General features: G+C 61.0%; 32 protein-coding genes. 19 read left to right on the top strand and 13 right to left on the bottom strand.

The annotated features are described in order from the left end of the window. Positions 1 to 5 precede the first annotated feature (5 nt). The 6 genes from ccmD (at position 6) to ACZXDY_RS12165 (ending at position 4,856) form a co-directional block, all read left to right on the top strand. Positions 6 to 155: a heme exporter protein CcmD gene (ccmD, locus tag ACZXDY_RS12190; RefSeq protein WP_063623380.1), complete on the top strand. Its 150-nt coding sequence runs from the start codon at positions 6 to 8 to the stop codon at positions 153 to 155. Beyond that, positions 152 to 775: a DsbE family thiol:disulfide interchange protein gene (locus ACZXDY_RS12185; protein WP_464345656.1), complete on the top strand. Its 624-nt coding sequence runs from the start codon at positions 152 to 154 to the stop codon at positions 773 to 775. The genes ccmD and ACZXDY_RS12185 overlap by 4 nt, the downstream gene beginning before the upstream one ends. A 214-nt stretch (positions 776 to 989) precedes the next feature. Then, on the top strand, positions 990 to 1,742 hold the full coding sequence (gene ccmI / locus ACZXDY_RS12180) for a c-type cytochrome biogenesis protein CcmI (RefSeq protein ID WP_051396794.1): 753 nt from the start codon (positions 990 to 992) through the stop codon (positions 1,740 to 1,742). A gap of 139 nt (positions 1,743 to 1,881) precedes the next feature. Further along, positions 1,882 to 2,337 carry a cytochrome c maturation protein CcmE gene (ccmE, locus tag ACZXDY_RS12175; RefSeq protein WP_028164565.1) on the top strand — a complete coding sequence of 152 codons (456 nt, stop codon included), beginning with the start codon at positions 1,882 to 1,884 and terminating at the stop codon, positions 2,335 to 2,337. Between the two features lie 42 nt (positions 2,338 to 2,379). After that, positions 2,380 to 4,377: a heme lyase CcmF/NrfE family subunit gene (locus tag ACZXDY_RS12170; protein ID WP_455997467.1), complete on the top strand. Its 1,998-nt coding sequence runs from the start codon at positions 2,380 to 2,382 to the stop codon at positions 4,375 to 4,377. Next, the gene (locus tag ACZXDY_RS12165) at positions 4,374 to 4,856 is read left to right on the top strand and encodes a cytochrome c-type biogenesis protein (protein ID WP_464345655.1); all 483 of its coding nucleotides are present in this window, start codon (positions 4,374 to 4,376) and stop codon (positions 4,854 to 4,856) included. Before ACZXDY_RS12170 ends, ACZXDY_RS12165 begins: the two co-directional genes overlap by 4 nt. A gap of 174 nt (positions 4,857 to 5,030) precedes the next feature. Here ACZXDY_RS12165 and ccmB read toward each other — a convergent pair whose 3' ends face one another. The 4 genes from ccmB to ACZXDY_RS12145 form a co-directional block, all read right to left on the bottom strand. Further along, positions 5,031 to 5,702, bottom strand: coding sequence for a heme exporter protein CcmB (gene ccmB / locus ACZXDY_RS12160; RefSeq protein WP_028164551.1), 672 nt, complete (start codon positions 5,700 to 5,702; stop codon positions 5,031 to 5,033). Between the two features lie 127 nt (positions 5,703 to 5,829). Next, entirely contained in the window at positions 5,830 to 6,456 is a 627-nt protein-coding gene (ccmA, locus tag ACZXDY_RS12155) for a heme ABC exporter ATP-binding protein CcmA (RefSeq protein WP_464345654.1), read from the bottom strand. 288 nt (positions 6,457 to 6,744) lie between these two features. Next, complete coding sequence (gene hemA, locus ACZXDY_RS12150) at positions 6,745 to 8,001, bottom strand: 5-aminolevulinate synthase (protein ID WP_464345653.1); 1,257 nt, start codon at positions 7,999 to 8,001, stop codon at positions 6,745 to 6,747. A gap of 525 nt (positions 8,002 to 8,526) precedes the next feature. Beyond that, positions 8,527 to 9,000, bottom strand: coding sequence for a hypothetical protein (locus ACZXDY_RS12145; protein ID WP_464345652.1), 474 nt, complete (start codon positions 8,998 to 9,000; stop codon positions 8,527 to 8,529). A gap of 446 nt (positions 9,001 to 9,446) precedes the next feature. Between ACZXDY_RS12145 and ACZXDY_RS12140 the strand changes: the two genes are divergently transcribed. The 3 genes from ACZXDY_RS12140 (at position 9,447) to ACZXDY_RS12130 (ending at position 11,864) form a co-directional block, all read left to right on the top strand. After that, complete coding sequence (locus tag ACZXDY_RS12140; RefSeq protein ID WP_028164556.1) at positions 9,447 to 10,094, top strand: cytochrome P460 family protein; 648 nt, start codon at positions 9,447 to 9,449, stop codon at positions 10,092 to 10,094. A gap of 9 nt (positions 10,095 to 10,103) precedes the next feature. Then, positions 10,104 to 10,700, top strand: coding sequence for a cytochrome P460 family protein (locus ACZXDY_RS12135; protein WP_028164557.1), 597 nt, complete (start codon positions 10,104 to 10,106; stop codon positions 10,698 to 10,700). A gap of 69 nt (positions 10,701 to 10,769) precedes the next feature. Further along, positions 10,770 to 11,864 (top strand): DUF7482 domain-containing protein, encoded by a 1,095-nt coding sequence (locus ACZXDY_RS12130; RefSeq protein ID WP_464345651.1) that lies wholly within the window; start codon positions 10,770 to 10,772, stop codon positions 11,862 to 11,864. 1,045 nt (positions 11,865 to 12,909) lie between these two features. On the opposite strand, the gene ACZXDY_RS12125 is transcribed toward ACZXDY_RS12130, so the two are convergent. Continuing rightward, the gene (locus ACZXDY_RS12125; RefSeq protein ID WP_464345650.1) at positions 12,910 to 13,143 is read right to left on the bottom strand and encodes a hypothetical protein; all 234 of its coding nucleotides are present in this window, start codon (positions 13,141 to 13,143) and stop codon (positions 12,910 to 12,912) included. Positions 13,144 to 13,885: 742 nt separating this feature from the next. On the opposite strand from ACZXDY_RS12125, the gene ACZXDY_RS12120 reads away from it, so the two are divergent. From ACZXDY_RS12120 to ACZXDY_RS12085, 8 genes are all read left to right on the top strand, one after another. Further along, positions 13,886 to 14,056 (top strand): hypothetical protein, encoded by a 171-nt coding sequence (locus ACZXDY_RS12120; protein WP_464345649.1) that lies wholly within the window; start codon positions 13,886 to 13,888, stop codon positions 14,054 to 14,056. Positions 14,057 to 14,097: 41 nt separating this feature from the next. After that, a complete protein-coding gene (locus tag ACZXDY_RS12115; protein ID WP_464345648.1) occupies positions 14,098 to 14,457 on the top strand; it encodes a hypothetical protein in 360 nt (119 codons plus the stop codon). Positions 14,458 to 14,940: 483 nt separating this feature from the next. Further along, on the top strand, positions 14,941 to 15,123 hold the full coding sequence (locus ACZXDY_RS12110) for a hypothetical protein (protein WP_464345647.1): 183 nt from the start codon (positions 14,941 to 14,943) through the stop codon (positions 15,121 to 15,123). A 31-nt stretch (positions 15,124 to 15,154) separates the two neighbouring features. Further along, the gene (gene nhaA, locus ACZXDY_RS12105; RefSeq protein WP_464345646.1) at positions 15,155 to 17,206 is read left to right on the top strand and encodes a Na+/H+ antiporter NhaA; all 2,052 of its coding nucleotides are present in this window, start codon (positions 15,155 to 15,157) and stop codon (positions 17,204 to 17,206) included. Further along, on the top strand, positions 17,106 to 17,438 hold the full coding sequence (locus ACZXDY_RS12100; protein WP_464345645.1) for a baeRF12 domain-containing protein: 333 nt from the start codon (positions 17,106 to 17,108) through the stop codon (positions 17,436 to 17,438). The genes nhaA and ACZXDY_RS12100 overlap by 101 nt, the downstream gene beginning before the upstream one ends. A gap of 428 nt (positions 17,439 to 17,866) precedes the next feature. Continuing rightward, the gene (locus ACZXDY_RS12095) at positions 17,867 to 18,034 is read left to right on the top strand and encodes a hypothetical protein (protein ID WP_464345644.1); all 168 of its coding nucleotides are present in this window, start codon (positions 17,867 to 17,869) and stop codon (positions 18,032 to 18,034) included. 614 nt (positions 18,035 to 18,648) lie between these two features. Continuing rightward, a complete protein-coding gene (locus ACZXDY_RS12090) occupies positions 18,649 to 19,110 on the top strand; it encodes a DUF2380 domain-containing protein (protein ID WP_464345643.1) in 462 nt (153 codons plus the stop codon). A gap of 415 nt (positions 19,111 to 19,525) precedes the next feature. Continuing rightward, complete coding sequence (locus ACZXDY_RS12085; RefSeq protein ID WP_464345642.1) at positions 19,526 to 20,224, top strand: MBL fold metallo-hydrolase; 699 nt, start codon at positions 19,526 to 19,528, stop codon at positions 20,222 to 20,224. A gap of 99 nt (positions 20,225 to 20,323) precedes the next feature. Here ACZXDY_RS12085 and ACZXDY_RS12080 read toward each other — a convergent pair whose 3' ends face one another. The 5 genes from ACZXDY_RS12080 to ACZXDY_RS12060 all read right to left on the bottom strand — a co-directional run bounded on the left by ACZXDY_RS12080 (position 20,324) and on the right by ACZXDY_RS12060 (position 23,112). Next, on the bottom strand, positions 20,324 to 20,974 hold the full coding sequence (locus ACZXDY_RS12080; RefSeq protein WP_464345641.1) for a hypothetical protein: 651 nt from the start codon (positions 20,972 to 20,974) through the stop codon (positions 20,324 to 20,326). 36 nt (positions 20,975 to 21,010) lie between these two features. Beyond that, complete coding sequence (locus tag ACZXDY_RS12075) at positions 21,011 to 21,319, bottom strand: hypothetical protein (protein WP_464345640.1); 309 nt, start codon at positions 21,317 to 21,319, stop codon at positions 21,011 to 21,013. Between the two features lie 507 nt (positions 21,320 to 21,826). Continuing rightward, complete coding sequence (locus ACZXDY_RS12070) at positions 21,827 to 22,072, bottom strand: hypothetical protein (RefSeq protein ID WP_464345639.1); 246 nt, start codon at positions 22,070 to 22,072, stop codon at positions 21,827 to 21,829. A gap of 7 nt (positions 22,073 to 22,079) precedes the next feature. Beyond that, complete coding sequence (locus tag ACZXDY_RS12065) at positions 22,080 to 22,655, bottom strand: ParA family protein (RefSeq protein ID WP_464345638.1); 576 nt, start codon at positions 22,653 to 22,655, stop codon at positions 22,080 to 22,082. A gap of 226 nt (positions 22,656 to 22,881) precedes the next feature. Further along, positions 22,882 to 23,112: a ParA family protein gene (locus ACZXDY_RS12060; protein WP_464345637.1), complete on the bottom strand. Its 231-nt coding sequence runs from the start codon at positions 23,110 to 23,112 to the stop codon at positions 22,882 to 22,884. An 810-nt stretch (positions 23,113 to 23,922) separates the two neighbouring features. Between ACZXDY_RS12060 and tcmP the strand changes: the two genes are divergently transcribed. Beyond that, positions 23,923 to 24,765, top strand: a complete 843-nt coding sequence (gene tcmP / locus ACZXDY_RS12055) for a three-Cys-motif partner protein TcmP (RefSeq protein WP_464345636.1) — start codon at positions 23,923 to 23,925, stop codon at positions 24,763 to 24,765. Continuing rightward, on the top strand, positions 24,765 to 25,517 hold the full coding sequence (locus tag ACZXDY_RS12050) for a DUF5131 family protein (protein WP_455998667.1): 753 nt from the start codon (positions 24,765 to 24,767) through the stop codon (positions 25,515 to 25,517). The genes tcmP and ACZXDY_RS12050 overlap by 1 nt, the downstream gene beginning before the upstream one ends. A gap of 3 nt (positions 25,518 to 25,520) precedes the next feature. Here ACZXDY_RS12050 and ACZXDY_RS12045 read toward each other — a convergent pair whose 3' ends face one another. The 3 genes from ACZXDY_RS12045 to ACZXDY_RS12035 all read right to left on the bottom strand — a co-directional run. Then, a complete protein-coding gene (locus ACZXDY_RS12045) occupies positions 25,521 to 25,715 on the bottom strand; it encodes a hypothetical protein (protein WP_464345635.1) in 195 nt (64 codons plus the stop codon). A gap of 128 nt (positions 25,716 to 25,843) precedes the next feature. Further along, complete coding sequence (locus ACZXDY_RS12040) at positions 25,844 to 26,125, bottom strand: hypothetical protein (RefSeq protein WP_464345634.1); 282 nt, start codon at positions 26,123 to 26,125, stop codon at positions 25,844 to 25,846. Next, positions 26,055 to 26,280, bottom strand: a 226-nt coding sequence (locus ACZXDY_RS12035; protein ID WP_464345633.1) for a hypothetical protein, incomplete at its 5' end; no start/stop codon positions are given. The genes ACZXDY_RS12040 and ACZXDY_RS12035, both read right to left, overlap by 71 nt.

Here is a 26,280-nt window from a genome sequence, read left to right as displayed (position 1 = left end):
GTGCGATGGCTCAGCATGGCGGGTTCATCGTGGCAGCTTATCTGGTGACGGGCACGATCCTGATCGGGACGATCGCGGCGGTCCTCTTCGACTATCGGCTTCAGCTGCATGCGCTGGCCCGCCTTGCACCAGGCCGTCTCGGCAATCGCTCATGAACGACACGCCTCCCTCGAAATTCCTCTCACCCGATATCGCGGCCACTCGGCACCGCTTGGTCCGCATTGTGGCGGCGGTCCCGAGTCTGGTTTTCCTCGGAATTGCCGCACTGCTCGCGGTGCGGCTTGGCGTCGACAACCCGTCACTCGTGCCTTCGGCCCTGATCGGCAGGCCAGTGCCGCAATTCGCGTTGGCGCCGCTTGAAGGGCTCGCCACGCCCGGGCCGCCCGGCCTGTCGAGCGCCGACCTGAAGGCAGGGCATGTGACGCTTGTGAACGTGTTCGCGTCCTGGTGTGTCGAATGTCATAGCGAGCACGAGGCGCTCATGGCCTTGTCGCGTGAACCGGCGCTGCGGCAGCATGGGGTAAAGCTTACTGGCATCATCTACAAGGACGATCCAGGGAGTGCGCGGAGCTATCTCAATGCCAAGGGGAATCCGTTCGCACAGGTCGGCATTGACCCGTCCGGCAGGACTGGTATTGATTTCGGCGTCTATGGCGTCCCCGAGACCTACGTAGTCAAAGGAAACGGGACCATCGCCTACAAGCTGGTGGGCGGCATCTCGGACGCGACGCGTCTCGCTTTGATGGCGGCAATCGCAAGCGCGCAACGGCCATGACGGCTACTTTGCTAAGTCTCGATCCATATACGACAGGTCCAACAAGTCTGATCTTGTCCGTACGCGCGGCGTCACTGGCCTGCGCCACGGGCAGGCGATCGATCGGCTCGAAGGAGCTGCACTACAGGAGCATTTTGGTCGTAGAGAATGGCGAGCGTACCATCTTTTGCAAGGTCACGCGTTCGCGGAAGTCGGCGGTAGAGGACCTTGAGACATGCTTTGGCTTGCCTTCGCAATGATGACGGCCGCGGTCTCGCTGGCGCTGCTCCGGCCGCTCTCGGCGCGGCAGCAAGAGCGTAACCCGCGCGCTTCCGACATCGCTTTCTATCGAAGCCTATTGGTTGAAACGGATGATGATGTCCGCCGAGGCTTAGTCGCGGCTGAGGATGCCGCGGCCGCGCGAGCCGAAATTGCGCGCCGGCTGCTCGCCTCCGTCGACTCCGTGCGGAAGGATCGGCCGCATGCATCGGTGCGACCGAGGCGCATCCGCGCCGTTCTGACGATTGTTGTGGTGCTGCCGTTTATCGCTCTGGCGCTTTATCTTAGGGTGGGCGCGCCTAACCAACTTGACATGCCAGCATCACGCCGGACGGGTGGAGAGTTCAACCCCACGGCTGTAATCCCCAGGATCGGAGCGCAACACGCGGCCGACCTCAACGACGGACACGGCCTCCAGGCGATCGCGGTCGAGCAAGACGGCAGCACAGAAAAAGCGAGGCAACTCTGGGAGGCGCTACGAGCGGATTCGCTATCCGACGCGCCGTGGATGGATGCTGTGCATCCGCATTTGGCTGCTATTGCCGGAGCGCCGCAGCCGGGCGTGGAGGCCGCGCGGTCCGGCTTAGACAGTACTGGCGTTGCGGCGCCGCCTCCGGAGCAGAGGGCGGAGGTGACCAGTGCGATGGTGGAGGGACTCGCTGGGAAGCCCGCGAAGGACGATCACGATCTCGACGGGTGGCTGAATTGATCAGGGCCTACGCGGTCGCGTGTAAGCAAGAGAAGGTCGAAGAGGCCGTGGCAAGTGCGCGGGTTAGGCATTCGGACAACATGAAGCGTTGGCACGCGTTGATGAGTTCGTCAAGCAGCTCGGGCTGAAAGGACAAATTGTGGCAAGAAAGAAAAGGCGCCTTCTCCTCATCGGCGCAGCTGGCATAACTTTGGCGATCGCGATGAGTCTCGTACTCTTTGCGCTACGCGACAGCATCGTCTTCTTCTACGGGCCGACCGAAATGGCCGAGAAAGCGCCGCCGTTGGGAACGCGGCTGCGCATCGGCGGGCTGGTGGAGCAGGGCTCACTGATACATGAGGGCCCGTCGACCGTCACGTTCGCGGTGACCGACCTTAAGAAGCACATCAAGGTCATCTACACAGGATTGCTACCCGATCTCTTCCGGGAAGGGCAGGGTGTCGTGGCCGAGGGCACGGTGGAAGGTCCAAGCCTCTTCCATGCCGACACTGTGCTCGCCAAACATGATGAGCGCTACATGCCCAAGGACGTGGCCGACGGGCTCAAACGGCAGGGTATTTGGCGTGACGGCGAGCAATCCGCGCAGACACAATAGAGTTGCCGTTTATGGTTCATATCAACGTCCAGGAGTGACAGGGTGATCGTCGAAACGGGACATTATGCGCTCGCCCTAGCTTTAGCGGTCACACTGCTGCAGTCGGTTCTGCCGATCTGGGGTACTCGCCGCGGCGATCTCGGGCTCGCCTCGATGGCGGTGCCTTCCGCGATTACCCAATTTGCGCTGGTGGCCTATGCCTTTGCGGCGTTGACCTACGCTCATGTGGTGTCCGACTTCAGTCTCGTAACGGTCGTTGAGAATTCGCATACCACCAAGCCGCTCGTCTACAAGATCGCGGGCGTTTGGGGCAATCATGAAGGATCTATGCTGCTCTGGGTCTTAATCCTGGCGATCTTCGGAGCCGCGGTGGCGAGCTTTGGCCGCGGCATGGCAGATGAACTGCGGGCCAATACCCTGGCGGTCCAGGGCTGGATCGCGTTTGCCTTCCTACTGTTCATTCTGCTCACATCCGACCCCTTCGCGCGCCGATTTCCCGCACCCTTCGAGGGGCAAGACCTCAATCCGTTGCTTCAGGACCCTGGCCTCGCGATACATCCGCCGCTGCTCTATCTCGGCTATGTCGGCTTCTCGATTGTGTTCTCCTTCGCGGCGGCGGCGCTGATTAGCGGCCGCGTCGATGCCGCCTGGGCCCGATACATTCGACCATGGGCACTGATCGCCTGGAGTTTCCTGACGCTCGGCATCGCGATGGGTTCTTACTGGGCCTATTACACCCTGGGCTGGGGTGGATTCTGGTTCTGGGATCCGGTGGAGAATGCCTCGTTGATGCCCTGGCTCGCGGGCACGGCGCTGCTGCATTCTGCGGCCGTCATGGAAAAGAGAGACGCGCTCAAGATCTGGACCATCTTCCTCGCGATTCTCACCTTCTCGCTTTCGCTGCTCGGCACGTTCCTGGTCCGCTCGGGCGTGCTTACCTCGGTGCACTCCTTCGCCAGCGACCCATCACGCGGCCTCTTCATCCTCGTGATCCTTATCCTCTTTATCGGCGGGTCGCTCGTTCTCTTCGTTTGGCGCGCTCCGGCCTTGCGACCCGGCGGCCTGTTCGCGCCTGTGTCTCGGGAAGGTGCGCTCGTGATCAACAACCTGATGCTGACCATCTGTTGCGGTATCGTCCTCACCGGTACCCTTTACCCTCTGGTACTTGAGACCTTGACCGGCGACAAGATTTCGGTCGGCGCGCCGTTTTTCAATCTGACGTTCGCCCCGTTGGTTCTTCCCATCCTGCTATTAATGCCGATCGGCCAGTCGCTTTCTTGGAAGCGCGGCGACTTTCTCGGCGCAGCGCAACGGGTGATGGTTGCGGCGGCGGCGGGCGTGGCCCTTTCACTAGTTCTGGTGGCGGCCCTGCGTGGCGGGCCGGTCCTCGCTCCGATAGGTGTGGGCTTGGCGGTCTATCTGATCCTTGGATCGTCCAGCGAACTAGTGTCGCGGATCTGGGCCAAAGGGCAGGCCTGGCGGGTAACTTTGGCCCGCGCGACTGGGCTTCCGCGTTCGGCTTGGGGCACGGCTATCGCCCACGCGGGGCTCGGCGTGACACTGTTGGGGCTCGCCGCAACCGGTTGGGGCGTGGAACAGATCGCGGCGGTCAAGCCGGGGCAGACGGTCGATCTCGGACCCTATCAAGCCACCATAGTCAAGCTTGAGGAGCGACAGGGCCCCAACTATTCCGAAATAGGGGTCCGTGCGATTATCAGCCAGGATGGGTCGACGGTAACAACGATTGAACCGGCCAAGCGCACGTTTCCGGTGCGCCAGACTACGATAACGGAAGCCGGCATCGTGACCCTAGGTTTCGGGCAGGTCTACATCTCGCTCGGAGACCAGCACCCGGATGGTTCTATTGATGCCCGCATGTTCTGGAAGCCGCTCGTTACGTTAATCTGGATTGGCGCGATCGTGATGGCGATCGGAGGAATTGTGTCGTTGTCCGATCGCCGTCTCAGGATCGGCTTTGCGCGTCGTGCCATTCGCGGCCGCCTCTCTGGCGATCCTGTAGCGCCGCAGCCCGCAGAATGACCGCGCTCCGTCGCTTTCTCATCCTTTTGGTCGTGTTCGCGGGGCTCGCGCCCGGTCTGGCGAGCGCGGTTCAGCCCGACGAGATCCTCGCCGATTCAAAGCTCGAAGCGCGCGCGCGGGGAATTTCCGTTGGGCTGCGCTGTCTTGTCTGTCAGAACCAGTCGATCGACGATTCGAGCGCGGAGCTTGCGCGGGATCTCCGGCTACTGGTTCGCGAACGTCTGAAGGTGGGCGACAGCGACGCGCAGGTGCGCGATTTCCTGGTGCGGCGCTATGGAAATTTCATCCTGTTGAAACCGCCATTCGACTCGGAAACCGCCCTACTCTGGGGCACGCCGGCCCTCCTGTTTGTGGCAGGCGCGATCCCGCTTCTTCTCGGACTGCGCCGCCGCAGGCGGTCCCCGCCGCCTGATCCGCTGAGCCAAGCCGAGTGCGACCGGCTCGCGTTGGTATTGAACGCCGATATTTCTTCAGAGTGATTTTGGGATTAGTCGGATCGTTTTATCTTGCGATATGCACGTGCCGAGGCATTTCACCTCTTCGCTTCAAGCGCCGACTCGAACTGCGGCGTTAGTCATACCGCGCCACAGATTGGAGCCGTTTCACTGACGTGATCCGCTTCGGAACGAACTTATTTCCACCGCTTGCTTCCTTTATTCCGCCGCCCCGCGAAGCGCGGCGGCTGCAGCGATCGGCGCGAGCGCAAAGGACGCGAGACCAAGCGCGCAGAGGATCAGAAAGGGCGTTAGGAATGACACCGTGCCACTCGCCGCCGCCGAGGCCGCCGAGACGCTAAAGATCATCACTGGCACCGCCAGCGGTACGACAAGAATCGAGAGCAGAAGGCCGCCGCGTCGCAACGTGACGGTAAGAGCTGCCCCGATCGCGCCCAGAAAAGTTAGAGCTGGTGTGCCTACTAGCAGGCTCACGGTCACTCCCCCGAGCGCCGGGCCATCCAGGGCCAACATCAGGCCGAACAGAGGAGAGAGGATCACCAGCGGCAGCCCTGTCGCGCACCAGTGAGCTAGGCACTTTACCAGGACAACGAGTTCTAGAGGTGCCGGTGACAGAAGCATCTGGTCTAGCGAACCATCCTCGTGGTCGGCTTGGAACAACCGGTCAAGGCCTAGCAGAGTCGCCAGGAATGCTCCGAGCCACAGGATGGCCGGACCTATTCTCGATAGCAGGTTCAAGTCGGGTCCGATCGCGAAGGGCACGATCGTGACGAGACCGAGGAAGAAGATTATCGCGAGAGACCCTCCGCCGCCGATGCGGCGCGATAGCACGAGATCGCGGTAAAAAACGGCTCGAAGAGTATCTGTCATGGCCTCCATCCGCCGCCGCCATAGCGGTGTGACCGTCTCCCTTGAGGAAAAGGATCGGCCAGGCCTTGTTTCTCGCTCCGGGGCGCATGGAAGCGAAGCAGGCGGGTATGGCGCCACGGCACTGCTCTCATTGCGCCTCAAGCCTCAGTTCGAGGGTCCCTGGCAGACCGAGTGGTTCGTGGGTCGCCGCAAGCACCAAGCCGCCGCGTCCGAGATGATCGGCCACAATACCCATCAGCATGACACGTGCGGCTCGGTCGAGTGCGGTCAATGGCTCATCGAGCAGCCATAGAGGGCGGTCAGCGGCCAGGAGTCGGGCCAAGGCGACGCGGCGGCGCTGACCTGCTGAAAGGTAGCCGACCGGCAGGTCGACAACGTGCGCGAGCTCGACGCGGTCGAGCGCCTCCCGAGGGGGCAGCCGGGCCTGCCCGGAAAGGGTCAGACCGAATTGGATGTTTTCGCGAGCGGTCAGCGCGGACTTCAACCCGTCGAGGTGACCCACGTAGTGGACGCGCTCTGCGAGAGGCGCCAGATCCTTGGCTTCCCACTCGTTCAACGACGCGCAGCCGGACGCCGGGGGTAAGAAGCCGGCGATCACACGCAGCAGGGTTGATTTGCCCACGCCATTTGAGCCCGTTACTTCGCCGAGCTGTCCGGCGTCCAGCCGTAACGATACGCCACGGAGTACGGTGCGCCCACCGCGCACGACCCAGAGGTCCGCGACTTGGAGATGGCAGGATTGTGTGTGGCTCATCTTCGCTTTCAGTCAGCTATGCCCCGCGCCGTTCGCGTTTTTAGAACGCTCCCCTGCTTGCTTCTCGCTCGCCGCGGCGCGAGCCCAGGTTGGCATCACATCGCGTGAGAGATCCGACTTAGCGGCACGGGTGCCAGACGTGACGCCACGTTTGGGCCGATGACTCCGACCCTGGCGGAACTTCGGTGGCTCGGCCCAGGCTCGCCTCTTGGCCGAACCATCGGAGCGCCCTGTTCGCGTGTGGCCGAGCACCCGCTGTCGAGAACCCAACTCGCCCAGGGACACGGTTCAATCCAAAGCCAGGGTATCCCAGGTCTCGACGAGCGCGGCCGTTAGTTTGGCTATGTGTGCCGCCCGGTGTAGCGGCGAGGGCGTGATGCGCAAACGCTCGGTGCCGCGTGGGACAGTAGGGTAGTTGATCGGCTGGATGTAGATGGCGTGGTGCTCAAGCAGGTGATCGGCAGCCGCCTTGCACCGCTCTGCATCACCGACCATCACCGGCACGATGTGAGTGTCGGTGGCGAGCACCGGCAGACCGGCGGCCTTGAGCGCGGTCTTTGTTGCAGCCGCCTGTCGCTGGTGTGCCTCGCGCTCGGCATTCGAGTGCTTGAGGTAGCGCACAGAAGTGAGGGCAGCGGCGGCAACCGCAGGCGGCAGGGCTGTAGTGAAGATGAAGCCCGAGGCGAAGCTGCGTACCGCATCGCAGATTGTCGGCGAGGCCGCGATGTAGCCCCCGATGCAGCCGAAGCCTTTGGCGAGGGTGCCCTCGATTACATCTACGCGGTGCATCACGCCGTCGCGCTCGCTGATCCCGCCGCCGCGGGGGCCGTAAAGGCCGACCGCGTGGACCTCGTCGAGGTAAGTCATCGCGCCGTACTGATCCGCAAGGTCGCAGATCCTGCCGATAGGTGCCACGTCGCCGTCCATGGAGTAGACGGACTCGAACACGATGAGCTTAGGGCGGTCGCCCGCCTCCTGTAGCAACGCCTCAAGATGGCCGTGATCGTTGTGGCGGAAGATCCGCTTCTCGCAGCCCGATTGACGGATGCCTTCGATTATCGAGTTGTGGTTGAAGGCGTCGGAAAGGATCAAGCAGTCCGGGATCAGCTTGGCGATCGTCGAGATGCCGGCCTGGTTCGAGATGTAGCCCGAGGTGAAGACGAGGCTCGCCTCCTTGCCGTGCAAGTCGGCGAGCTCGCGCTCAAGGTCCACCAGTGCCGAGTTATTTCCCGCGATGTTGCGCGTGCCGCCCGCGCCGACGCCGCAGCACCGGGCAGTCTCGATCATCGCGGCCACGACCTCAGGGCGCTGCCCCATGCCGAGGTAGTCATTGGAGCACCAGACCGTGATCTCGGTGATCATCCCGTCGCGCCGGCGCCACTTGGCGACCGGGAAGCGGCCAGAAATGCGCTCGATGTCGGTGAAAACACGGTAGCGCCGCTCATCGTGCAGACGATCAAGGGCCTTGCGGAGGTGGCGCTCGTACGCTTGGTCAGCGCCCTTCGTGTCCTCCGGCCTGGACGCGACCCTTGCGGGCAAGTGCACGGCTGGCGCTCCTTGCCCCGACATCGCGCTCAAGCACGGACATGCTTCGCCAGCACGCGCGCGAGTTTGAAGTCTCGCCAGCAATTCCGCTCCTGTAACGTGATCTGCCATGGTTGTCAGGCCCTAAAGCTGAAGCCCCGGTTGTCCATGGCTCATTATCTTTCAGGCCCTCTCGGCTCGCACAAGTTATTGTTTGTATGCCCTCTGATTATTGCCATGTGCATCGGCAAAATGCGATCTTTGGTGTGAACTTGCAAAGGCAAGTAGCGCGTACCAGCCACCTCCATGACAAGAATGCAGTCCGCCGCCTTGCGCTCGGTCGCGAGACATGCGCGGCCGCGTTTGTGGCGCGTCGGCGGTCCATCAGTTTATCTAGCAGTCTGCTGAAAAAACCCGGTTCGGCGGCGGAGGCCGCAACGCCGGTCAATTCCACCGGGTGCACACCATGGCGGTCGACGAGCTTGGCGACGTCTATAAACGCCGCCCTGAAATTGAAATTGGCGGAGAACGGCATCGGCTTTTCTCTTATGGGCGTGGCACCTGGTGATGCGGTGCTTGAAGTAATTTTGCTGGGCGGGCCTGCGCCGGGACGAGTTTCGGAACGGGGATCAGGTTGTAGGCGATCAGGTTGAGCATGAAGTCGGCTGCAATGCGACAGATGACGCGATGTTTTGTTTTGCGCATTGTGCCATGCTGCTTGCCCCAACCGAAGATGCATTCGATCACCGGCCGGCGCGATTGCGGCATGCCATAGCCTTGGTGGCGCGTGGTCCGTTCGTCGATGGCGCTCCGGCGGCTCGTGCCAGTTCTGGTGATGCCGCTGTTCTGCGTCACGTGCGGCGTGACGTTGAGGGCGCGAACATTGGTGACATGATCGGCCGTATCATAGGCTTCGTCCTCACCGGCAGTGATGCGGTGACCTTGGCTTTTTTCAGCATCCTCTCGGCGGCACGATGCTCGGCGGTGCCGTTGGCGAGAGTGAGCATGCCGGTTCTCCATCGTGGCGTGGCCTTGTGGAAGAGCTTTGCCTCCCGCACGGCGGGCCTTGCGAAGGCGACCGTCGGGATTACTGGTACTCGCATGCGTGTCGTTCTTGCGCTTCCGGCCGTGAAAGTTCGCACCGCTACAGCGAGGGGTTTTTCAGCAGACCGCTAGTGAGTGCTGGACCAAGTGCACGCTCTCGACGTTAAGCGCAGAGATCGCCTCGTCGAGCTGCAACATTCACAATTGCCATCGCCTTGCGAGGCAGCAAGGTGCCTGGCTAAGGGAGTGTCGTGTCTCGAACGATAAACTGCCCGGCATCCGCATTCCCAATCGGCATCGATTTGATGCCAACATTCGATTTTCGCGGCCCAGGGCACCTGGGTTAAATCCCTCCTTGCTGGGCAGAGGAAGTCATTCTCATCGCCGCCGCGAGCGAATCGCGGTTTGACTGGAGAAAAATCATGAAGCACACGGTGTCAGTATTACTTTCCAGCGTTCTTGCTGTCGGCGCAATCACAACGGCGGTATTCGCGCAGCAACCAAAGCTTCCTCCACCGGACGACTGGCATGCGACTGGGCGCTATCTTCCGGAATACACGAGTGATGGTGCTCTCGTGCTACCGAAAAACTTCCATGAATGGGTTTATGTCGGCTCGCCTCTGACGCCAAACATATTGAACAATGGGAAAGCAAACTTCCCGGAGTTCCACAACGTGTACATCGAGCCTGGGTCCTATGAAATCTATAAGAACACGGGCGTCTTCCCCGAAGGAACCATCTTCGTAAAGGAGCTACAACTTATGCTGCCCGCCGATCGTGCGGATGGCTCGAGGCAAGAGCCCTCTGGGCGCGGGTTCTTTCCGGGGCCCTTTAACGGCGCCGATGTAACCGTCAAAGACACCAAACGGTACCCCGAGACAAATGGCTGGGGTTACTACAACTTCAACCACTTCGAGCCGAAGGCCGCCACCGCCAAAGTCAGGCCACTGGAGGAATGCGCGTATTGTCATATCGCTAGTGCTAAACGCGATGACGTATGGACGCAGTTCTACGCGTTGCTCGACCAAGTGCCGGTGCCGCCCGCCGAGAACAAGACTATAAAAAAGTAGGAGGCTGCGATGAAGATTCTCAGGCCAACGATGGCGGCTTTGTCGGCGTCCATAATCGCAACGGGCATTGGATGCTTGGTCTCGCTGCCAGCGGGCAGCCAGGCCGGCCCTGCGCGGGCTCAGGCCGGCTCTGCGCAGGCCCAGCTCGTCGATGCGGCCGGCAACATGCACATACCGGACAATTACCGCACCAGCTATGAATACCTGGGAAGTTGGTCTGTGGCAGGCGATGAGAAGGGTGCGAAAGAGATGCACACCGTTTACGCCTCACCGGGAGCTGCGGAGGCTTATCGCGCCACGGGCCAGTTCCCTGATGGATCGGTCTTAGTAAAAGAGGTCCAGAGCACAGCGACTGCAGTAATGACCACGGGCACGGTCAGTCATGTAGATCGTCTCAAAGGTTGGTTCATGATGGTGAAGGACGGCAAGAACAGCCACCCTGACAACAAGCTGTGGGGTAACGGCTGGGGCTGGTCCTGGTTTGATGCTGACAATAAGGTCAAGACCACCTCGAAGGATTTTCGTACTGATTGTCTGGGCTGCCACGTCCCAGCCAAGGCAACGGATTGGATCTATGTCTCCGGTTATCCCGGACTGAAGAAATAGGTACGAAATCGCCACAAATGGTAGTCCGGCCAACAAGGCCGGCTACGAAAGCCGGTGATCGGAGCGATTATGAAATCCAGCAAACCTCTTGGTAAATGCGTTTACGGACCGATGATGTTTCTTCTTGTGTCTTTTCTCGCAACTGAGGCGAGTTCGGCGGCAGATGCATCGACCGAAAAGAGAATCACGAAGCTGTTTCTCACCTCGGGCCAAGTCGATCTTGCAAGAGAAGTGGTAAGATTGCCGCTTCATCGCGGTCGCCTTTCCTCCGGAGAGACAGTCTGGTTCGTTCTCACCGACGTAAGCGATTTCGCCACTTCCAAGAAAATGGGCCTCACATGGGCGCCGAGCCTCAGTCAAGCAAAAGATCTCGCGAGCACGCGGGTCGCGGAAATGGATGAGTCCAATAACTTCACCTTCAAATCGGGGCGGGTTGATTTCTCACCAGTTCAAACATTGACGGCCGGAGAGACGCCAAACTTCTTCCCGCCCAGGTTGGCGCGGGCCGGGTCTGTCGGGGATGCGCACTACAGCCCGTTGGTCCGGGTGGCAAACCGTAATGACATTGTTTTCAACGCCCCCATGATCGCCTTCAACGTCGGAGCAGAGAAAATCTCGTTCTGCGGCGGCAATCCCGATTACTCGGTTGTGACCGACTCGGTGGCAAGCATCTGCCCTGACAATGGCACCGTCGATTTGAAGCTGCGCTTCGGATTTGCGGACGGCAAACATCTGCGGTACCTCAGCTTCGACGCCAACTCCGAGGAATCGGCAGCGCTCGAGGCATCCACTTTTGCGCCCGCCGAAAGCGACATCCTGCAAAGCGGCGCGACGGAGATTATCTACACAATCGTAAATGGTAGGACCGGTCCGAAGGATCCTGAGCGCCAGGGGCTTAACAGCGCGCTCAGTGGCGAAGGCCCTGCACTCGATATCCTTGCGAATTTCAAGGAGATCAGTGCCGGATATTCACCGATGTGGGATGTTCAGCTGGCGGAGTGGACCAAAGAGGCTGTTGAGAGCAATCAACGGAAGCTGATTACTGACGGTAACGACATTGCAGCAAAAAGCGAGGCTGGCTTGTTGGTAAGCCCTGTCGGAGGTCCGGTTAAAACGATCGGACATCTGGTGAACTGCCCAGTCGTGGGCTTCACCAACGAGTGATTCTTCGACGAACGAGACGTCAAATTAGTGCGACACGGTAGCTTCGTGAGTTGTTGGTCGTCCGTACAAACCCAGCAATCGGTTCGCAGCTGCAATCAAGCGCATTCCGCCAGCGTCGCGCGATGCGCCGCCGGCGATTTTTTATGAAGTGCTATGTCTCAGGCACCCCTGTGGGCGCGGGCTGAAACGAGTCAATCATTTTCCGTGCGAGAGCGAGCAGATCGGGGGCTACCAGGTTCGGTTGCGGTAGGCCTTCGATGGGCAGGATGGCATTGCCCGGCCGCGTGAGAAGGCCGCCCATGCCCGCGCTCCGATCGTGTCCCAAACATATGTCGCCACCAGACAGCATTCTTGCGGGGCACGTCGAGCTCCTGGGCCACCATCTGAAAGACGACCTGTGCCGGCTTGTAGGCGCGTGCCGCCTTTCGATACTGAACTGCCGCTCGAAATACTTGTTGAGGTTGGCGTTCTCCAGCGGCCTCTTCCCGCCGGGGGCTGGAGGCGAATTTGTCAGGGTCACCAAACGAAAACCCGCGTCCTCAGCATCTTCAACCCCTCCGCCACGTCCACGTTGGCGTCGTCATCATACCCTTCTTCAGTGCATCGAGATCCGCATCCTTGATTGCAACGCCGCGGATCGCACCAACCATGCGGAATCGTCCCTCGCCAAGGTCCCAATAGTCTTTCTATAGCCCCGAAAGCGTGATTGTCATCGAATACATGATGAGGTGACCAGGCCGTTCGCGGAGCACGTGCTTATGGCCAAACAGACGCTCGAATAACGGCGCAATGGATTCGAAGTCGATCAAAGTCTCATTAACTGTGGCAATGTAGGCGGCCTTTCTCTTAGTGCCGTCACGACCGCAGCAGTTCCGTGCCAGATCGCACGCCGCGCTCGCACAGCAACGGTGAGCAGAGCCCCAAGCTTTGACCAGAGCCGCCGGGCCGTCAAAGCAATCGGGCATTCATTGCTCATCCGGCAGCGGTGCGTTGCGTGCGTCTGCCGCCTGGCTGCACGCCTCACTGATCTCGGGCCTGATCTGCGTCACCACCCCATCGATGTTGCGCTCACCACCATGTCGCGACTGCAACGCGCGCTCATGCCGCTCAGATGCTTCAGCACGGTGCCAGCGATCTCATCGATCAGTGCATCGACATCGGTCCGGCGCACCAGTTCGTGCTTCTTGTCCATCAGGCGCAACTGCCGCATCTCGGTCTTGACCTTGACGTGATCAGCGTCGGCTTGCGTGCGCGGCGATTGCTGCCGCTCGCGCCGCAAGTATCGAGGGTAGGTAACGGGGCTCTAGTCGAGCGGGAAGCTGGCACCTAGCCACTGGATTACGCCTTCAGCTTCGAGCTTGCCAATGTACACGCGGCTGCAATCGAGGTGCAGTGCCAATGCCGACGCGCGCTGACGGTCTGGATCGCGGTCGCGAGCTCTCAGTTCGTGTTCGCTCCTCTTGCGTCGCGCTAGGATACTCCGGTTGAGCGTGAAGGCGATCTCTAACGTAGCTCCAATGCCATGAACTTCCACGTTCGGCGGCATAGCGGACCGCGCCCGGACTTGCCGCTGGCCAATTCGGTCGCGAACGGCCCGCTGCGCAAATGGCCGGCTTTAGGGGCGCGCTCGCTACACCTTCGTAGCATTCCCTGCCCCCTTTGGATGGCCGGCGCATTACCTACGTTCAATTGAGCGGCTGACCGCGATCGTCCTAGGCTGTTCGCGTAGGAAAAGCCACAGACCCATGCAGTGCGACGGTGGAAAAGTATGATCGACGAACAGCGACGATAGAGGAGACTACGATGCCTCATTACTCCGATAATCTTACATCTGGCAGTGCCGCGCGATGCGCAGTTTGTGATGGCAAGTTTGGTCTCGTCCGGCACTACTCGTGGCGAACCCCGCTTTGTTCCAAGAAGTGCGTCGATCACTTCAGAACTCGCAGGGAAAGTGACCGCAATTGGTTGAGATGGCTCCAAATCGCCTTCGACCAGCTGCCCGAGAATCGCGCGAGGGCTTTATGACGGTTCAGATCTCACAACGAGGCAAGGAATATCTAGAGATGGCACAGACTTTGCTCCGCGCCGCCAAAACCATGACCGACTCAGCGATTGCGGGTCAGCTTAAGGCCCTTGCCGACGACTACCAGCCGCGAGCTGAGAAAGCTTCGCATGTTGATGCGGATGAATGAATTTCCTGACTGCACACAGAAAATCCGGGATTGGGTGTGAGATGAACAATCGGATCTGGTATGCAGCGCTTGTTGTATTCACTGTCATGCCGCCGATTTTTACGATCGGTCACGCCCGGGCCCACGATTATCAGCGCCCTGAGTTGAACAGTTGGTATGAGAGTTTGCACAGCGGCAAGGGGCCCTGCTGCGATGGCAGCGATGCGAAGCGCATTGATGACGCCGATTGGGAAACTAAGAATGGTCACTATCGCGTACGCATTGATGGCGAGTGGGTTGACGTTCCAAACGACGCTGTCGTGGATGGACCGAACCGCGCTGGTCGCACGATGGTCTGGCCCTACTTTCTGAACGGCGCTTTCGTTGGCGTCAGATGCTTCATGCCGGGGAGCATGGGCTGATCGCGAGCGCAGGGCGATCAGCAGCTCCCACTGCGGTGGCATTGCACGGTTCGGCTGCCAACCCGAACGAGGCGATATGCTTGGCGATATGGTCATAGTGATATTCGTACTGGCGATGTGCATTGCCGCGGCCTGCGTGGTCCTGGCGTTGTTGCTCTAACGATAGATAGCCCCGACTAACGCGCGGGCCGCCGGGGCCGGTTACCTTCACTTTCCGAGCGCCTTGAAAATATCGACGAAGCCGAGACCTCCTCTCGGCCGCCAAGAGTGCTCCTCGGCAAGTCCTTGGAGAGAGACGCCACGTACACCGGCGGCGCCCCCAGGCGCCCTCAGTCATTTCGATAGCGGTCGGTTATCGACTCCATGGCGAGAGGTGATTTTCCTTTCCACCGTCATGGACTCATCTTCGATCCATCGTCGCTCGCCCCGTGTACGGGCCGCAGTCGGCGTTCCGTTGAACGATCGCAGGCCAGGAGGTCCGATATGCAGATTAAAGAGACAATCAACGTTTCATTACCCGGCTCTGTCGGAGGCTCGCCGCTGGCGGATGTCGTCGTGCTCGTGTTTAGCGCCGGCGTTGCGCTGGGAGTGCAGCGTGCGTTCAGCGCGCCGCCAGCCAACGGCGGAGTATTCGACGTCGTAAACCCAGCTGCGCCGACGTCTTAGCCGGCGCGAACAGTTGGAGACCGGTTCAGCGATGGAGCTCATGATCCCGCCCGGCCGCCTCGACCGTCCGGTCGACCACGAGACGGACCACGTGCTCGGCCCCGCCGATGCCGAGATCACGCTCGTCGAGTACGGCAGCTACGCGTGCCCGCACTGCAGGGCTGCCAACGAGCGCATCGCGCAAGCACGCGACCAACTCGGCGACCGCGTCTGCTACGCCTTCCGGCACAGGCCGCTCACGGACAACCGCCTTGCGTTTCGGGCCGCCGAGCTCGCTGAGCTTGCCCAGACACCCAAGGCGTTCTGGTCCGCGCACGTCAAGCTGATGACGAGGTCGATGCAGCTCACAGAGGACGACCTCGTCGCGGTGGCCGCCGACCTCGGCGTGAACGCCGACTTCGCGGTCGGCGACAGCGACGCCGTGCGGCGCGCGAGGACGAGGGTGGAGGCGGACACCGCAAGCGCACGCGCAAGCGGCGTAAGGTTCACGCCGACCTTTTACATCAACCGTCGGCGCTACGACGGACCCTGGGACGAGAGCTCTCTCGTCGACGCGATGCTTGGCACGCTCGGCCACCGTGTCCGTACGGCAGCCCTGGACTTCGCGAGTTGGGGCCCGTCCGCCGGCATTTTGCTTGTCCTCGCGACCGCGACGGCGATCGTCGTGACGAACTCGCCGATCGGGCCGGCGTTCGAGGCGTTCTGGCGCCAGGAGCTCGGCATGAGCTTGGGCGACGCAGCCTTTCAGATGTCCATCCTCCATTGGGTCAACGACGGCCTGCTGACGGTGTTCTTCCTTGTCGTGGGATTGGAAGTGAAGCGCGAGATGACAGTCGGCCACCTCGCAAGCCGCCGCTCCGCCGCGCTTCCGATCGCGGCCGCGCTCGGCGGCATGGTCGTGCCGGCGCTTCTGTATGCACTGATCATCCCTGCGGGGACGTGGTCGCACGGGTGGGGCGTTCCGATGGCGACCGATACCGCGTTCGCGATCGCCTTGATCGCCGTGATGGGCGCCCGCGTCCCCGTCGAGCTGCGCATCTTCCTCACCGCGGCGGCCATCGTCGACGACATCGGTGCGATCGTCGTCGTCGCTGTGTTCTACTCCGGCGATATCCATCCGGGCTACCTGGCCGCGGCCGCGACGACAGTCGTTGCGCTGGCGCTGCTGAGCCGATCGAGGGTCTATCTGCTGTCGCCCTACATCCTGTTGGGTGTCGCGTTGTGGGCGCTCGTCTACGCGGGCGGCCTCCACGCTACGCTGGCCGGCGTGATACTTGCGCTGTTCATTCCGACGCGGCCGCCCGCCAACCTGGCTGCCCTGATGACGCAGGCCAGCACCATCATCGCCTCCGAGGCCCGGCACGACGGTGAGGTTCTCAGGCACGGCCCCTCCACCCCGGCGCTGCACGCGCTCGACGCCATCTATGACAGACTTGAGTCGCCCGCCGACCGGCTGCTGCGACACGCCGGCGCGCGGTCGAGCTACGCTGTCCTCCCGATCTTCGCACTGGCGAATGCGGGCGCGGCAATCGACCCGGGCGTCTTTGTTGGGCATGGCTGGCTCATGGCCGCGATCGTCGCTGGCCTCGCCATCGGAAAGCCGCTCGGCGTCTTCCTCGCGGCCGCCGCGGCCGTGCGCGCAGGCCTAGCCGTCAAGCCGGCGGAGTACACGTGGCGGCAGTTGGCCGGGGCAGGAGCCCTCGCAGGCATCGGCTTCACGATGTCGCTTTTCATCGCCGGGCAGGCGTTTCCAAGCGCCGCCGACTTCTCGGCCGCCAAGATCGCCGTGTTCGCCGCGTCGATTCTTTCGGCCGTCGTTGGGACTGCCCTGCTCTGGGGAGCTTCCCGCCAGGAGCTTATCGAAGAGGCGCCGCAGAGCGCCAGCATGCAAGTGAATGGGAGGTCTTTCGATGATTCTACCTACCGGTACGACAGTGGCGGTCGCCGACGGGGAGACGATCCGCCTGTTCTACAACACAGGCGTGAAACCTGGGGTGCACTTGGTCGAGATCACGGCGGCTCCGCCTGCGCCCGCCCGCTCAGGCTCGGGTGCGCGGCATCACACCGGCTCTGCCAACCCTGACGGCAGGCGGCTCGTCGAGGACGACTTCGCGGCAGCGACGGCCGCGTTCCTGAACACGCTCAGCCTGGACGGGACCATAGAACACCTGGTCGTTGTCTCCGACCCCAGGACCCTGGGGGAGATGCGCAAGCACTTCCACCGCGACCTGAGGGGCAAGATCATAGGCGAGTTCGCGAAGGACTTCAGCCGCCGTCCGCTCGAGGACATCGCCTCACTGATCGCCGACGCCTGACGTGCCTCTGGAAACGGCCGCCGGCGCAAGCTTGTCCAGTCAAACTGCGCGAATAACTCAAAGTTGCCGACCACGACTACTGCTCTCGAGCAACCTGAACCAGAATTCGCCCGAGGTTACTGATCACCGCGGGCTGAGGGAAAACGGGACACGAGGAAAAGCGAAAACACGCCTGCGGCGGCTTCGACGAAGCCAAGCAAGCGCGACGCCGCGGATGCGATGCGAAGCGCGACCGAATACCTGATCGCGACAGGACAGGCCGAGCGCGCGCTCAAGGCGATGCAACTGCGCGCCGGCCTTTCGATTGCGGGACCAGCGCGGCGTCGAAGTCGCGTCGGAAACGCTGCTCAGGACGGCCCGCTGCTCCTTACCTTCTCGAACCCCGGGAAGAGCTCGCTCAATGCGCGCTGGCCACTGAGCAGCAGCGCATGGGCGTGCCGCGCCTGTGGCGTTCCCGCTCGATGCAGGGGCTCCGAGGGCAGAGTATCGCGCTCCAGAACAACGATGTTATCGAAGTGGTCGGCGCGCGCGCCTGCGGCCGTGAACCCAGCCATTCCAGCGCCGATCACGACGACCCGTTTGCCGATCTGAATTGACGCCATTGCCACCTCGCATCTGCGTGTTTCACATTGTTGTAGAGGCGACAAACCCCACCTTACCATGCACCACCACAATCAACGCGATAAAGATCAGGCAGCAATTGTGATCAGGTTAACAATCGGTACTTTGGAGATGGGCTGCCATCGTCAATGTGGGTCCGAGCGGTCGGCCTCGGGGGAGAAAGACGCCGTGGACGGTTAGGGTCCATGCTCGTAAATCCGGGACGGGCCGCTTTCGAGGGTGAAGCGGACAGGTAGCGGCGAATCCGGAATATCGCCTCCTGACCCGAAGCCGACATTCCGCAACGCAAGGAATCCTCGCCGCGAACTTCCGTCCCCACTGCGTAACGAACTTCAAACCCAAGTTCAAAGCCTTTGCCCGTCTCTGGGGTTAGCGCACCTCGCCGATGCCGCTTGTGAAAGATAGAGCTCTCCCACAATTACCGATGGTTCACTACACTTCCGCCGAAAATGCGCTCAGCATAGTTCGAAGCAAAACGATGGTGGATGCGTAACAGATCGAGTCATCGCCATGCGCCACGCCCTACTCTTGCACGCTCTTGCCACAGCCGGCCTGTTCACCGGTCTGGGATCCAGCAGCTTCATCTCAGATGCATCCGCCGAGACCGCCGGCCACGCCTTGGCTGTCTCCGTCGACGATTTTCTATTATAGAGACACGTCGAACGAGCCCACCGATCAGACGGCCGTGCATGAAATGCGATTGCGGGCTTTAATGACCGCGCTGCGGGACGATGTCACGGCAGACAGCCGTTTTGAGCTTGTGCCGTCCTTTTGCGCTTCGAATTGTCCGACCGATGGACCGACGTTGCGCGATCGGCTGCGCGCGGCGTCACAAGCCGGTGCGCAGATCCTGATCATCGGCGGCTTTCATAAGATGAGCACACTGGTGCAGTTTGCGCAGACTGTTGCTATCGATACAACATCCCAGCGCATCGTGTTTAGGAAATACCTCCAATTCCGCGGCGACAACGACGAGGCATGGCAGCGGGCGGAGCGCTTTGTATCGGAGGAGGTCCGCAACCGGCTGCTTGAAAGCAGGTCGCAGCAATGAAGGCGCGGACCACCACCGAAGCGTATTCTGCGCAACTGCGGGCACGAGCTTCGTGTGCGGCCCGATGATCTCGGTCGGCTTGGCGATTACGCCCGGGGAGGGCATCTGACCCACGAGATTTTGCGAGAGAGCTTCTTCTGTTCGGGAGGATGAGACGATGTACAACCTGATAGGACATGCCCTCCAGCAAGCGCTCACGCGCCGTGGCTTCATCGCGGGAAGCGCCGTTGGAGCGAGCCTTATCGCTCCCATGATGTGCTCCGCAGTCGCAGGCGACGACGAACTGGACACACGAATTGAGATCGCACAATCGTCCGGAGACACAGCGAGTTCGAGGACCAGACTTCTTTTGCTGGGCACGGCAGGCGGTCCCACATGGTAGCCCAATTCCGACCAGTGCGGCATCTCATCGGCCGTGGCGGTTGGAGACGCCTATTATCTCGTGGACTGCGGCGAGGGGGTCGGCAAACGCCTTCAGCAGGCGTTATTGCCGGCTAATAGCCGCGTTATGAGCGCCAATTTGAGAGCGCTCTTTCTGACCCATCTCCATTCCGATCATACAGTCGATTATCCGAATTTGTTGCTGTTCGGATTGTTCACTGGGCTGGACCGTCCCGCCTCGCCCCTCAAGGTCTTCGGTCCGGGCCGGCGAGGCCAAGTGGCGCCTGTCTTTTCGCTCCCCGGCTCTTCGACCCCGACTGCGCCAATTATCAGCCCCGATAATCCGACGCCTGGCACCAAAGATATGACAGGCTACATCTATCAGGCCTTCGCGACGGATTTGAACGATCGAATGCGCGACAATGGTAAACGGAGCCTCGAGGCGCTGGTCGAGGTGCACGACATCGATATCCCGCAAATTGCCGGGTTCAAATCGCCCAATGAAACCCCTGCTCCCCCGATGGAGCCGTTCAGGGTGTTCGAGGACGATCGCGTTCGTGTTTCGGCAATCCTCGTGGCGCACGCTCCAGTCTGGCCTGCATTCGCTTATCGCTTCGACAGTGACGACGGACAATGCGCGTACATCTCGCGCAATTCCGCGACCGGCCCGTCGCTGCCGTCGAGTAGGACCGGCGTCAGGCGAAACGTCTCGTGGTCGAACTTCCAGCCTTGATGCCCATGAGGAAATAGGCTTCTGCGGATGCGCGGAGATAAGTTAGTTCTCTGGCGCGCTTCAGGTCATCGCGGTGGAAAGGCTCGATTGCATCGTGCTTCATGTTTGCCCGGTCTCCATCTGGAATTGCTCGAACGCCGGGCGAAGCGGAATGGTGTCGCAAGAGTTATCCGTGTATAGGATGACCAAGTTATAGCCGGCGTCGATTTCCGTGCTGGCGATGCGAGGCGCAACCGCGAGCGGACCTGTGGGGCCGCGCTCACCGCGTTCGCCCTTCAGGCCTTGTTGGCCACGCTTGCCTGCGGAAGCGAACAGTTGCCAGTTTTCGCCGGGGCATGGGCCGGGATTGTCACTTAACGCTACAAAGCTGGACGACCCGTTGAGCATGACCACGTCGAGACGGCGGTAGTCCTTCCCGTTCGGATCATAGGTGCCGCGAGACCGGATTGTACGACCATCCTTGCCGTCTGCGCCGGATCGCGCCATGCAGATCCAGTCTTCGCTCTCGGGCCGGGGTGCTTTCGCGGTATCACGCTTGGCCTGATAGCTACCGGTCTGATCGGCCACCACGTTGCCGCGATAGTAGATGCGGCCTGCAATGTACGGCTCGATCATCGGCAGCGAACCGGGCTCACCCTTTTCACCGCGCGGACCCGGTACGCCATCGGCAGGCTGTTTGATCAGCGCCGCCCGCTCTGCGATCTCGGCGCGCAATTCGGCGCGAAGCTCGGTTCGGATTTCTTCCCGCATTTCCGCCTTGGCCGCGCGGATGTCGGCCAGTGCCCTTCACAATTTCGCCGAATTGCTATCCGACTCGCGCCGAAGGAATTTGTTGGTCTTGGTCTCATCGAACAGGCGGTCGCGCTGCTCGCTGATGCCCTCGCGCAATCCCGCGATGACGCCGTCACGGATCTCTGCGATTTGCTCACTTACAAGTTTCTGAACATACTGCGCCCACGAAGCCTCAATGGCGGCGTCGGTCGCGGCCGTGGCGGCGGTGATTGTGGCTGCGCTTCTGGGTTCTTCGTCGGCGGTATCGGTCCCGTCATGCCTGTTACCGCTCCCAAAGCCTCCGTATCGCGATTTGCCGGACATCGACGCCTCCTCAGTGCGACGCCTCAAAGTATAGCACCAACGGAATTCGCCAGGCAGGCAATTCTTTCGATCCGCTCCACGTTTCGGAAGGTCCCGTCGAGCGCGATATCGAGTCTGCCAGCTTCTAGACGTTCGCCTCTATCCCTTCGACGATACGCTCAATTGTTGTCTTGACATGATCGACATCCTGACGCGCGATCGGCCATGGCGAGCGCGGAATGCTAGGTTGAAGATCGCCCTCATGGACAATTTTGTTCCGGCAGTTCACGATCTGCGTAAGCGCTCCTTTGAGAACTCCAGCCTCGTTCTTGACTTCGGCGGGCGCCGCGCCGTGATGCCTCGCAATTTCGTTCCACAGTTTCGATCGGGGACACCATCCTGATCCCATCCGCGATGTCGTCCGGGAATTGATACGTGACCCGCGCAAGTCTCGTCCTTATTTCAAGATCGAAAGCTGTATCGCTCATGAGACCCGGACCGCTTGCATGAATCCTCATCAGCGTGTCGCTAGATATCTGCATCTTGGAATAGCCGGGGCAAACGGCGCGGGGTTCCTTGGAAAATCTTTAACAGGTTTTGCGCGACCACCTCGTGAACATAAAGATCGAGGGCGCTTACCCTCATTGCCCATTCCGCTCGTAGAAGTTCGCCGGGTTGAATGACTGAGGCGACGTTACTGACCATGTAAGCGTGCAAGGCTGCGAAAAGGTCGGCGCGATGCCACACTTCGTCGTAATAATCCTTGGGTGTCATGTATGCGTCAAACGGTCAACGCGATGACCTTTTTTGCGCATTCCTCGAAGCCTCTAGCAAAGGCGTCCATGCTTGCCTTTGCTTGGTCCCAGATCGCGCCCCTGCCAACGATATCTGGCGTCAATCCGTAGACTGGCTTCTGATGTTCTTGAGATTGTGCGATGAGCGAATTGAAGTCGGCGACTTCGATGATCGGCTGCCACGGATCAATTCCGGCTCGGGCTTTGAAGTCATCGACGCACAGAAGTTTAGCTTTTACAAGTTCGGGGACCAGTTGGTCCTTGAGGCCATCCACGAGTTGGTCGATCCAATGCTGAAACGCCGTACTAGCTGCGCCTTTTCGTGGGCGGTACTTCTGAATGACTGCGCCAATAAACGTAGTCTTGGGTTCTGGGAACGGATAATCCGCTGTTTTAAGGACTTCAATGCCCTGCGCCGTGTTGGCCCACGCCTTCCACCGGGGGAGAACCCGCGTAAGCGACGACAACGCCATCGCCGAGAAGTAATCGGGATGGAGTGGCACTATAAAGTGGTCGCTAGTCATCAGTAGATTTTGGTTTATCGGTCCCAGACTTGGACTCATGTCCACGAGGACGTAGTCGGCATTGTATTTTGTCGGCGGTTGCCGAGAGCATGAATCGGATCGAGCCGGGAAGATTTCTAAGCGCGAGCAGTGAGCCGCTCAGTTCCTGAGCAATACCCAATGTCGTTTCGTATTCAGCGAGACCAATGTGCCCGGGAAGCAGGAGCATATTGTCATTGCCCGGTACCGTGGTGCACTCTGCTCCGACGATCTGACGGGGTTTCGATTAAGGCTGGAGACAGAGCATCCTTGATATTGTTTGCGGGATTCTCCTTGTAAGTTCCTTCGAGGTCACGCCTCTGTAGCCCAGCACCATCCCGGTGAGATTGCATTGCGGGTCGAAGTCGGCGACGATCACCTTCTTCCCCATTGTTCCCAGCATCCATGCCAGATTGAATACGGTCGTCGTTTTGGAGACGCCGCCCTTGTGGTTAAAAAGGTTGATTATTCGGCCCATGATCGACTGTTCCCGCCCGCTGAAACGCGCCGATGTTGCACGTGCTCGCAAGTCGGTCAATCGGAGGTAGCAGGGTCTTGGGCAATCGCCGCTTTATTTGCGGTTCACCACTACCCATCCTCAACCCGCGTCATCGCGGGCGCGTTCGGGTTCTTCACCTTAATCCAGTCCGTTGCCCCGCCTGTGCGTGTGTGGCCACAAACAACGGTCGCACAGGTGTCGCCCTATTGCGTCACACCTGATACGCGCGTGGGTTCGGCAGGACGACACGTCGTCAAAACAAACACCGTCTTGGTGCATTGCCATTCACTACCGAGCGCTGCAACCGACGTGGGCTGGGGGGCAGCCATCGCTATCAACAGAACAGCCGCGCCGGCCAGCGTGAAAGTTGCGATGACGAGCGCGCGCGTTTTACGGATCCACATTGGGCCGAGCATTGTCGTCGCTCCTTTTCGAGATTGGCGGAGATTACGAGCAAACCGCTCCCTGTTTTGTGATTGAGATCACAATTCGAAGGGGCTTTTTTTGCCTGGCGGCAATGGGCGACCCGCGCCGGGTGAACAGCAGCCCGCCCCCGGGGGGCCCTGGCGGGCGACCATGAGCCGGTTAGCCGTCGTGCTTGATTTCATGAACCCAGAGCGGGCCGGAGGGCGGCCGGGCGACCTTCGACGGCTGGCAGGGTTCGATAAAGCCGGACGCCGCTGGACCATGGCGCCGGAGGATAGGGCGGCGGACGCTGCGAGAAAGTGCCTTGGCGTTAACCCTCAACCTTTGGCGGTGTGGTAGTGCTTCCAGCGGGGGAACTGCTGCATGGCAAAAAAAGAAGTCAAATTCGATCCCGACGACGGGCTGATCGTCGGCGAGGTCGGCCCGTGGGCGGTCGAAAAGCACGACCGCGTAAAGAGGTACATTCAAGCGGCGCGCGGTGCTCGCGCGAAGTTCTTGCCTCCGAAAGGAAACGGCGGCGCGACCTACATCGAGCTGTATTCGGGCGCAGGCCGGTCACTCATCAGTGACACAAATCAGATCATCGAGGGCAGCGCCCTCGTGGCGTTCAAGGCCGGACGCGATAGCGGTCATCCCTTTTCGCAGATGCACCTTTCCGATCTGGAGGCGCAGAACTCATCCGCGCTGGCTCAGCGCATCACGGCGTTGGGCGGATCGGCGACAAGCTACGTCGGCGAGGCAAGTGCCGTTGTCGATCAGGTGATGAGCGCGATCAATCCGTACGGCCTTCACCTCGCATTCCTTGATCCCTTCAATCTCGCGCAACTGCCGTTCTCGATCATCGAGCGGATGTTGCGGGTGAAGCGGATGGACATGATCATCCACGTCAGCCTGCAGGACTTGCAGCGCAACCTTGATAGGCATTCCCGCGTCGGCGGGGCGCTCGACATTTTTGCGCCCGGATGGCGTGATGCGGTTGATGTCAACCAAGCAACCATTGCGCTGCGGGCGGCGTTTATTGACTACTGGCTCCAGTCTATCCGCTCGCTCGGCACGCATCCCGCGACAGGCATACCGCTGATCGTCGGCGAGAAGAACCAGCGCCTCTACTGGCTGGTGTTCGTGGGTTCAAATCCGCTCGGGCACAAACTTTGGAATGACGTGCAAAACTTGGGCGGCCAAGGGTCGCTTTTAGAGGGACTGTGATGGCTGACACCTCGATTGAGTGGACCGATGCGACCTGGAACCCCGTCGCTGGCTGCACGGTGCTCTCTCCCGGCTGCACGAACTGTTACGCGATGCGCATGGCGGCACGGCTGGATGCGATGGGCATGCCGAAGTATCGCGGGCTGACCCGCAAGAGCGGCAAGCGCGCGGTCTGGACCGGCAAGGTCAGACTTGATCACGCTGCGCTCGGCATACCGGCGAGCTGGAAGAAGCCGCGCCGGATTTTTGTGAACTCGATGTCCGACCTCTTCCATGACGTCGTTCCGGCGACCTTCGTCGCCGCTGTCTGGGACACGATGAAGGCAACACCGCAGCACACCTATCAAATCCTGACGAAGCGACCGGATCGGATGGCTGTCATCACTGCGACGCTGCCGGTGCTGCCGAACGTATGGCTCGGCACAAGCGTCGAAAGCGCCAACTATCTCGGGCGCATTGACGATCTGCGCAAGGTCGATGCTGCCGTCAGGTTCGTTTCGTTCGAGCCCTTGCTCGGGTCGGTGGCTCGCGCTGATCTGGCGGGCATCCAGTGGGCAATCGTCGGCGGCGAGAGCGGCCCGCGCTCGCGTCCGATGGCCGAGCAGTGGGTCGCGGAAATCGAGGCCGCATGTCGCAAGGCGAGGACGGCGTTCTTCTTCAAGCAGTGGGGCGGCGTTCGCAAGAAGAGCACCGGCAGGCATTATCGCGGTCGCACGTTCGATGAGATGCCGCGCGCCGCCGCGATGTCCTGATAACTATCGCTCGCCCGGCCACCAGCTCGACGGCGGATCGCTGGCGCTGATCTTTTTCGGTCGCAGCGCGACCAGATGGCTGCGCTTGTTCCACGCCTCGCAGGCGAGCCGGTCGGCTTGCTTGCGTGCTTCGGCCGCCCGCTCTGCCGCTGCCCGGATCGACGCGCCGTAGATGGTCTCGCGTGATTTGGTGCCCATGCGAGAGAGGATGCGCCGGGCGGATCGGGTGGGGCAAGCCGCGAGGGATTGCGGTGGATAGCGTGCCGGACGCAACGGAGAGGAAACCGGCTGCGGCGCTCAAGCAACGGAGCAAGTAGCCTCGCCGATCAGCCGTCGTCCTGCCACTGCCTCGTCGGCAGCGACGGCACCCGGCGCTGCATGACTCGCGGTCGCTCGACCGTCATGGGCTTCGGCGGCGGTGATGGCTTCACCGGCTTCGGTGCGCCCGGCGGCTTGCCGAAGGTTCGATGCGGCTTCACCTCACGCGCCACTGCCGCCAGCCGCTTGGCCTCGACCTCATCAATGGTGCGCCAGCGGTTACTGAACCTGAACACGTTGCTGCCGCGCGGGCCCGTCTCGATCTCGATCAGGCCAAGATTGACGAGCATCGGCAACGCTGACGACACCACCGTATGCGTGTTGATCCAGCATGAAGGAGAGGTAGGACACGCTCGCGCTGTCGCCGCCGCCGATCGCCTGCTCGATCGCAGCGAGCACCCCGCGCGCACTCTGTGGCAGCGCCAAATAGGCCGGGCTGTCTGAT

It is taken from the genome of Bradyrhizobium sp. LeoB3 (assembly GCF_055456055.1).
This window is presented reverse-complemented; position numbering and strand designations above follow the sequence as displayed.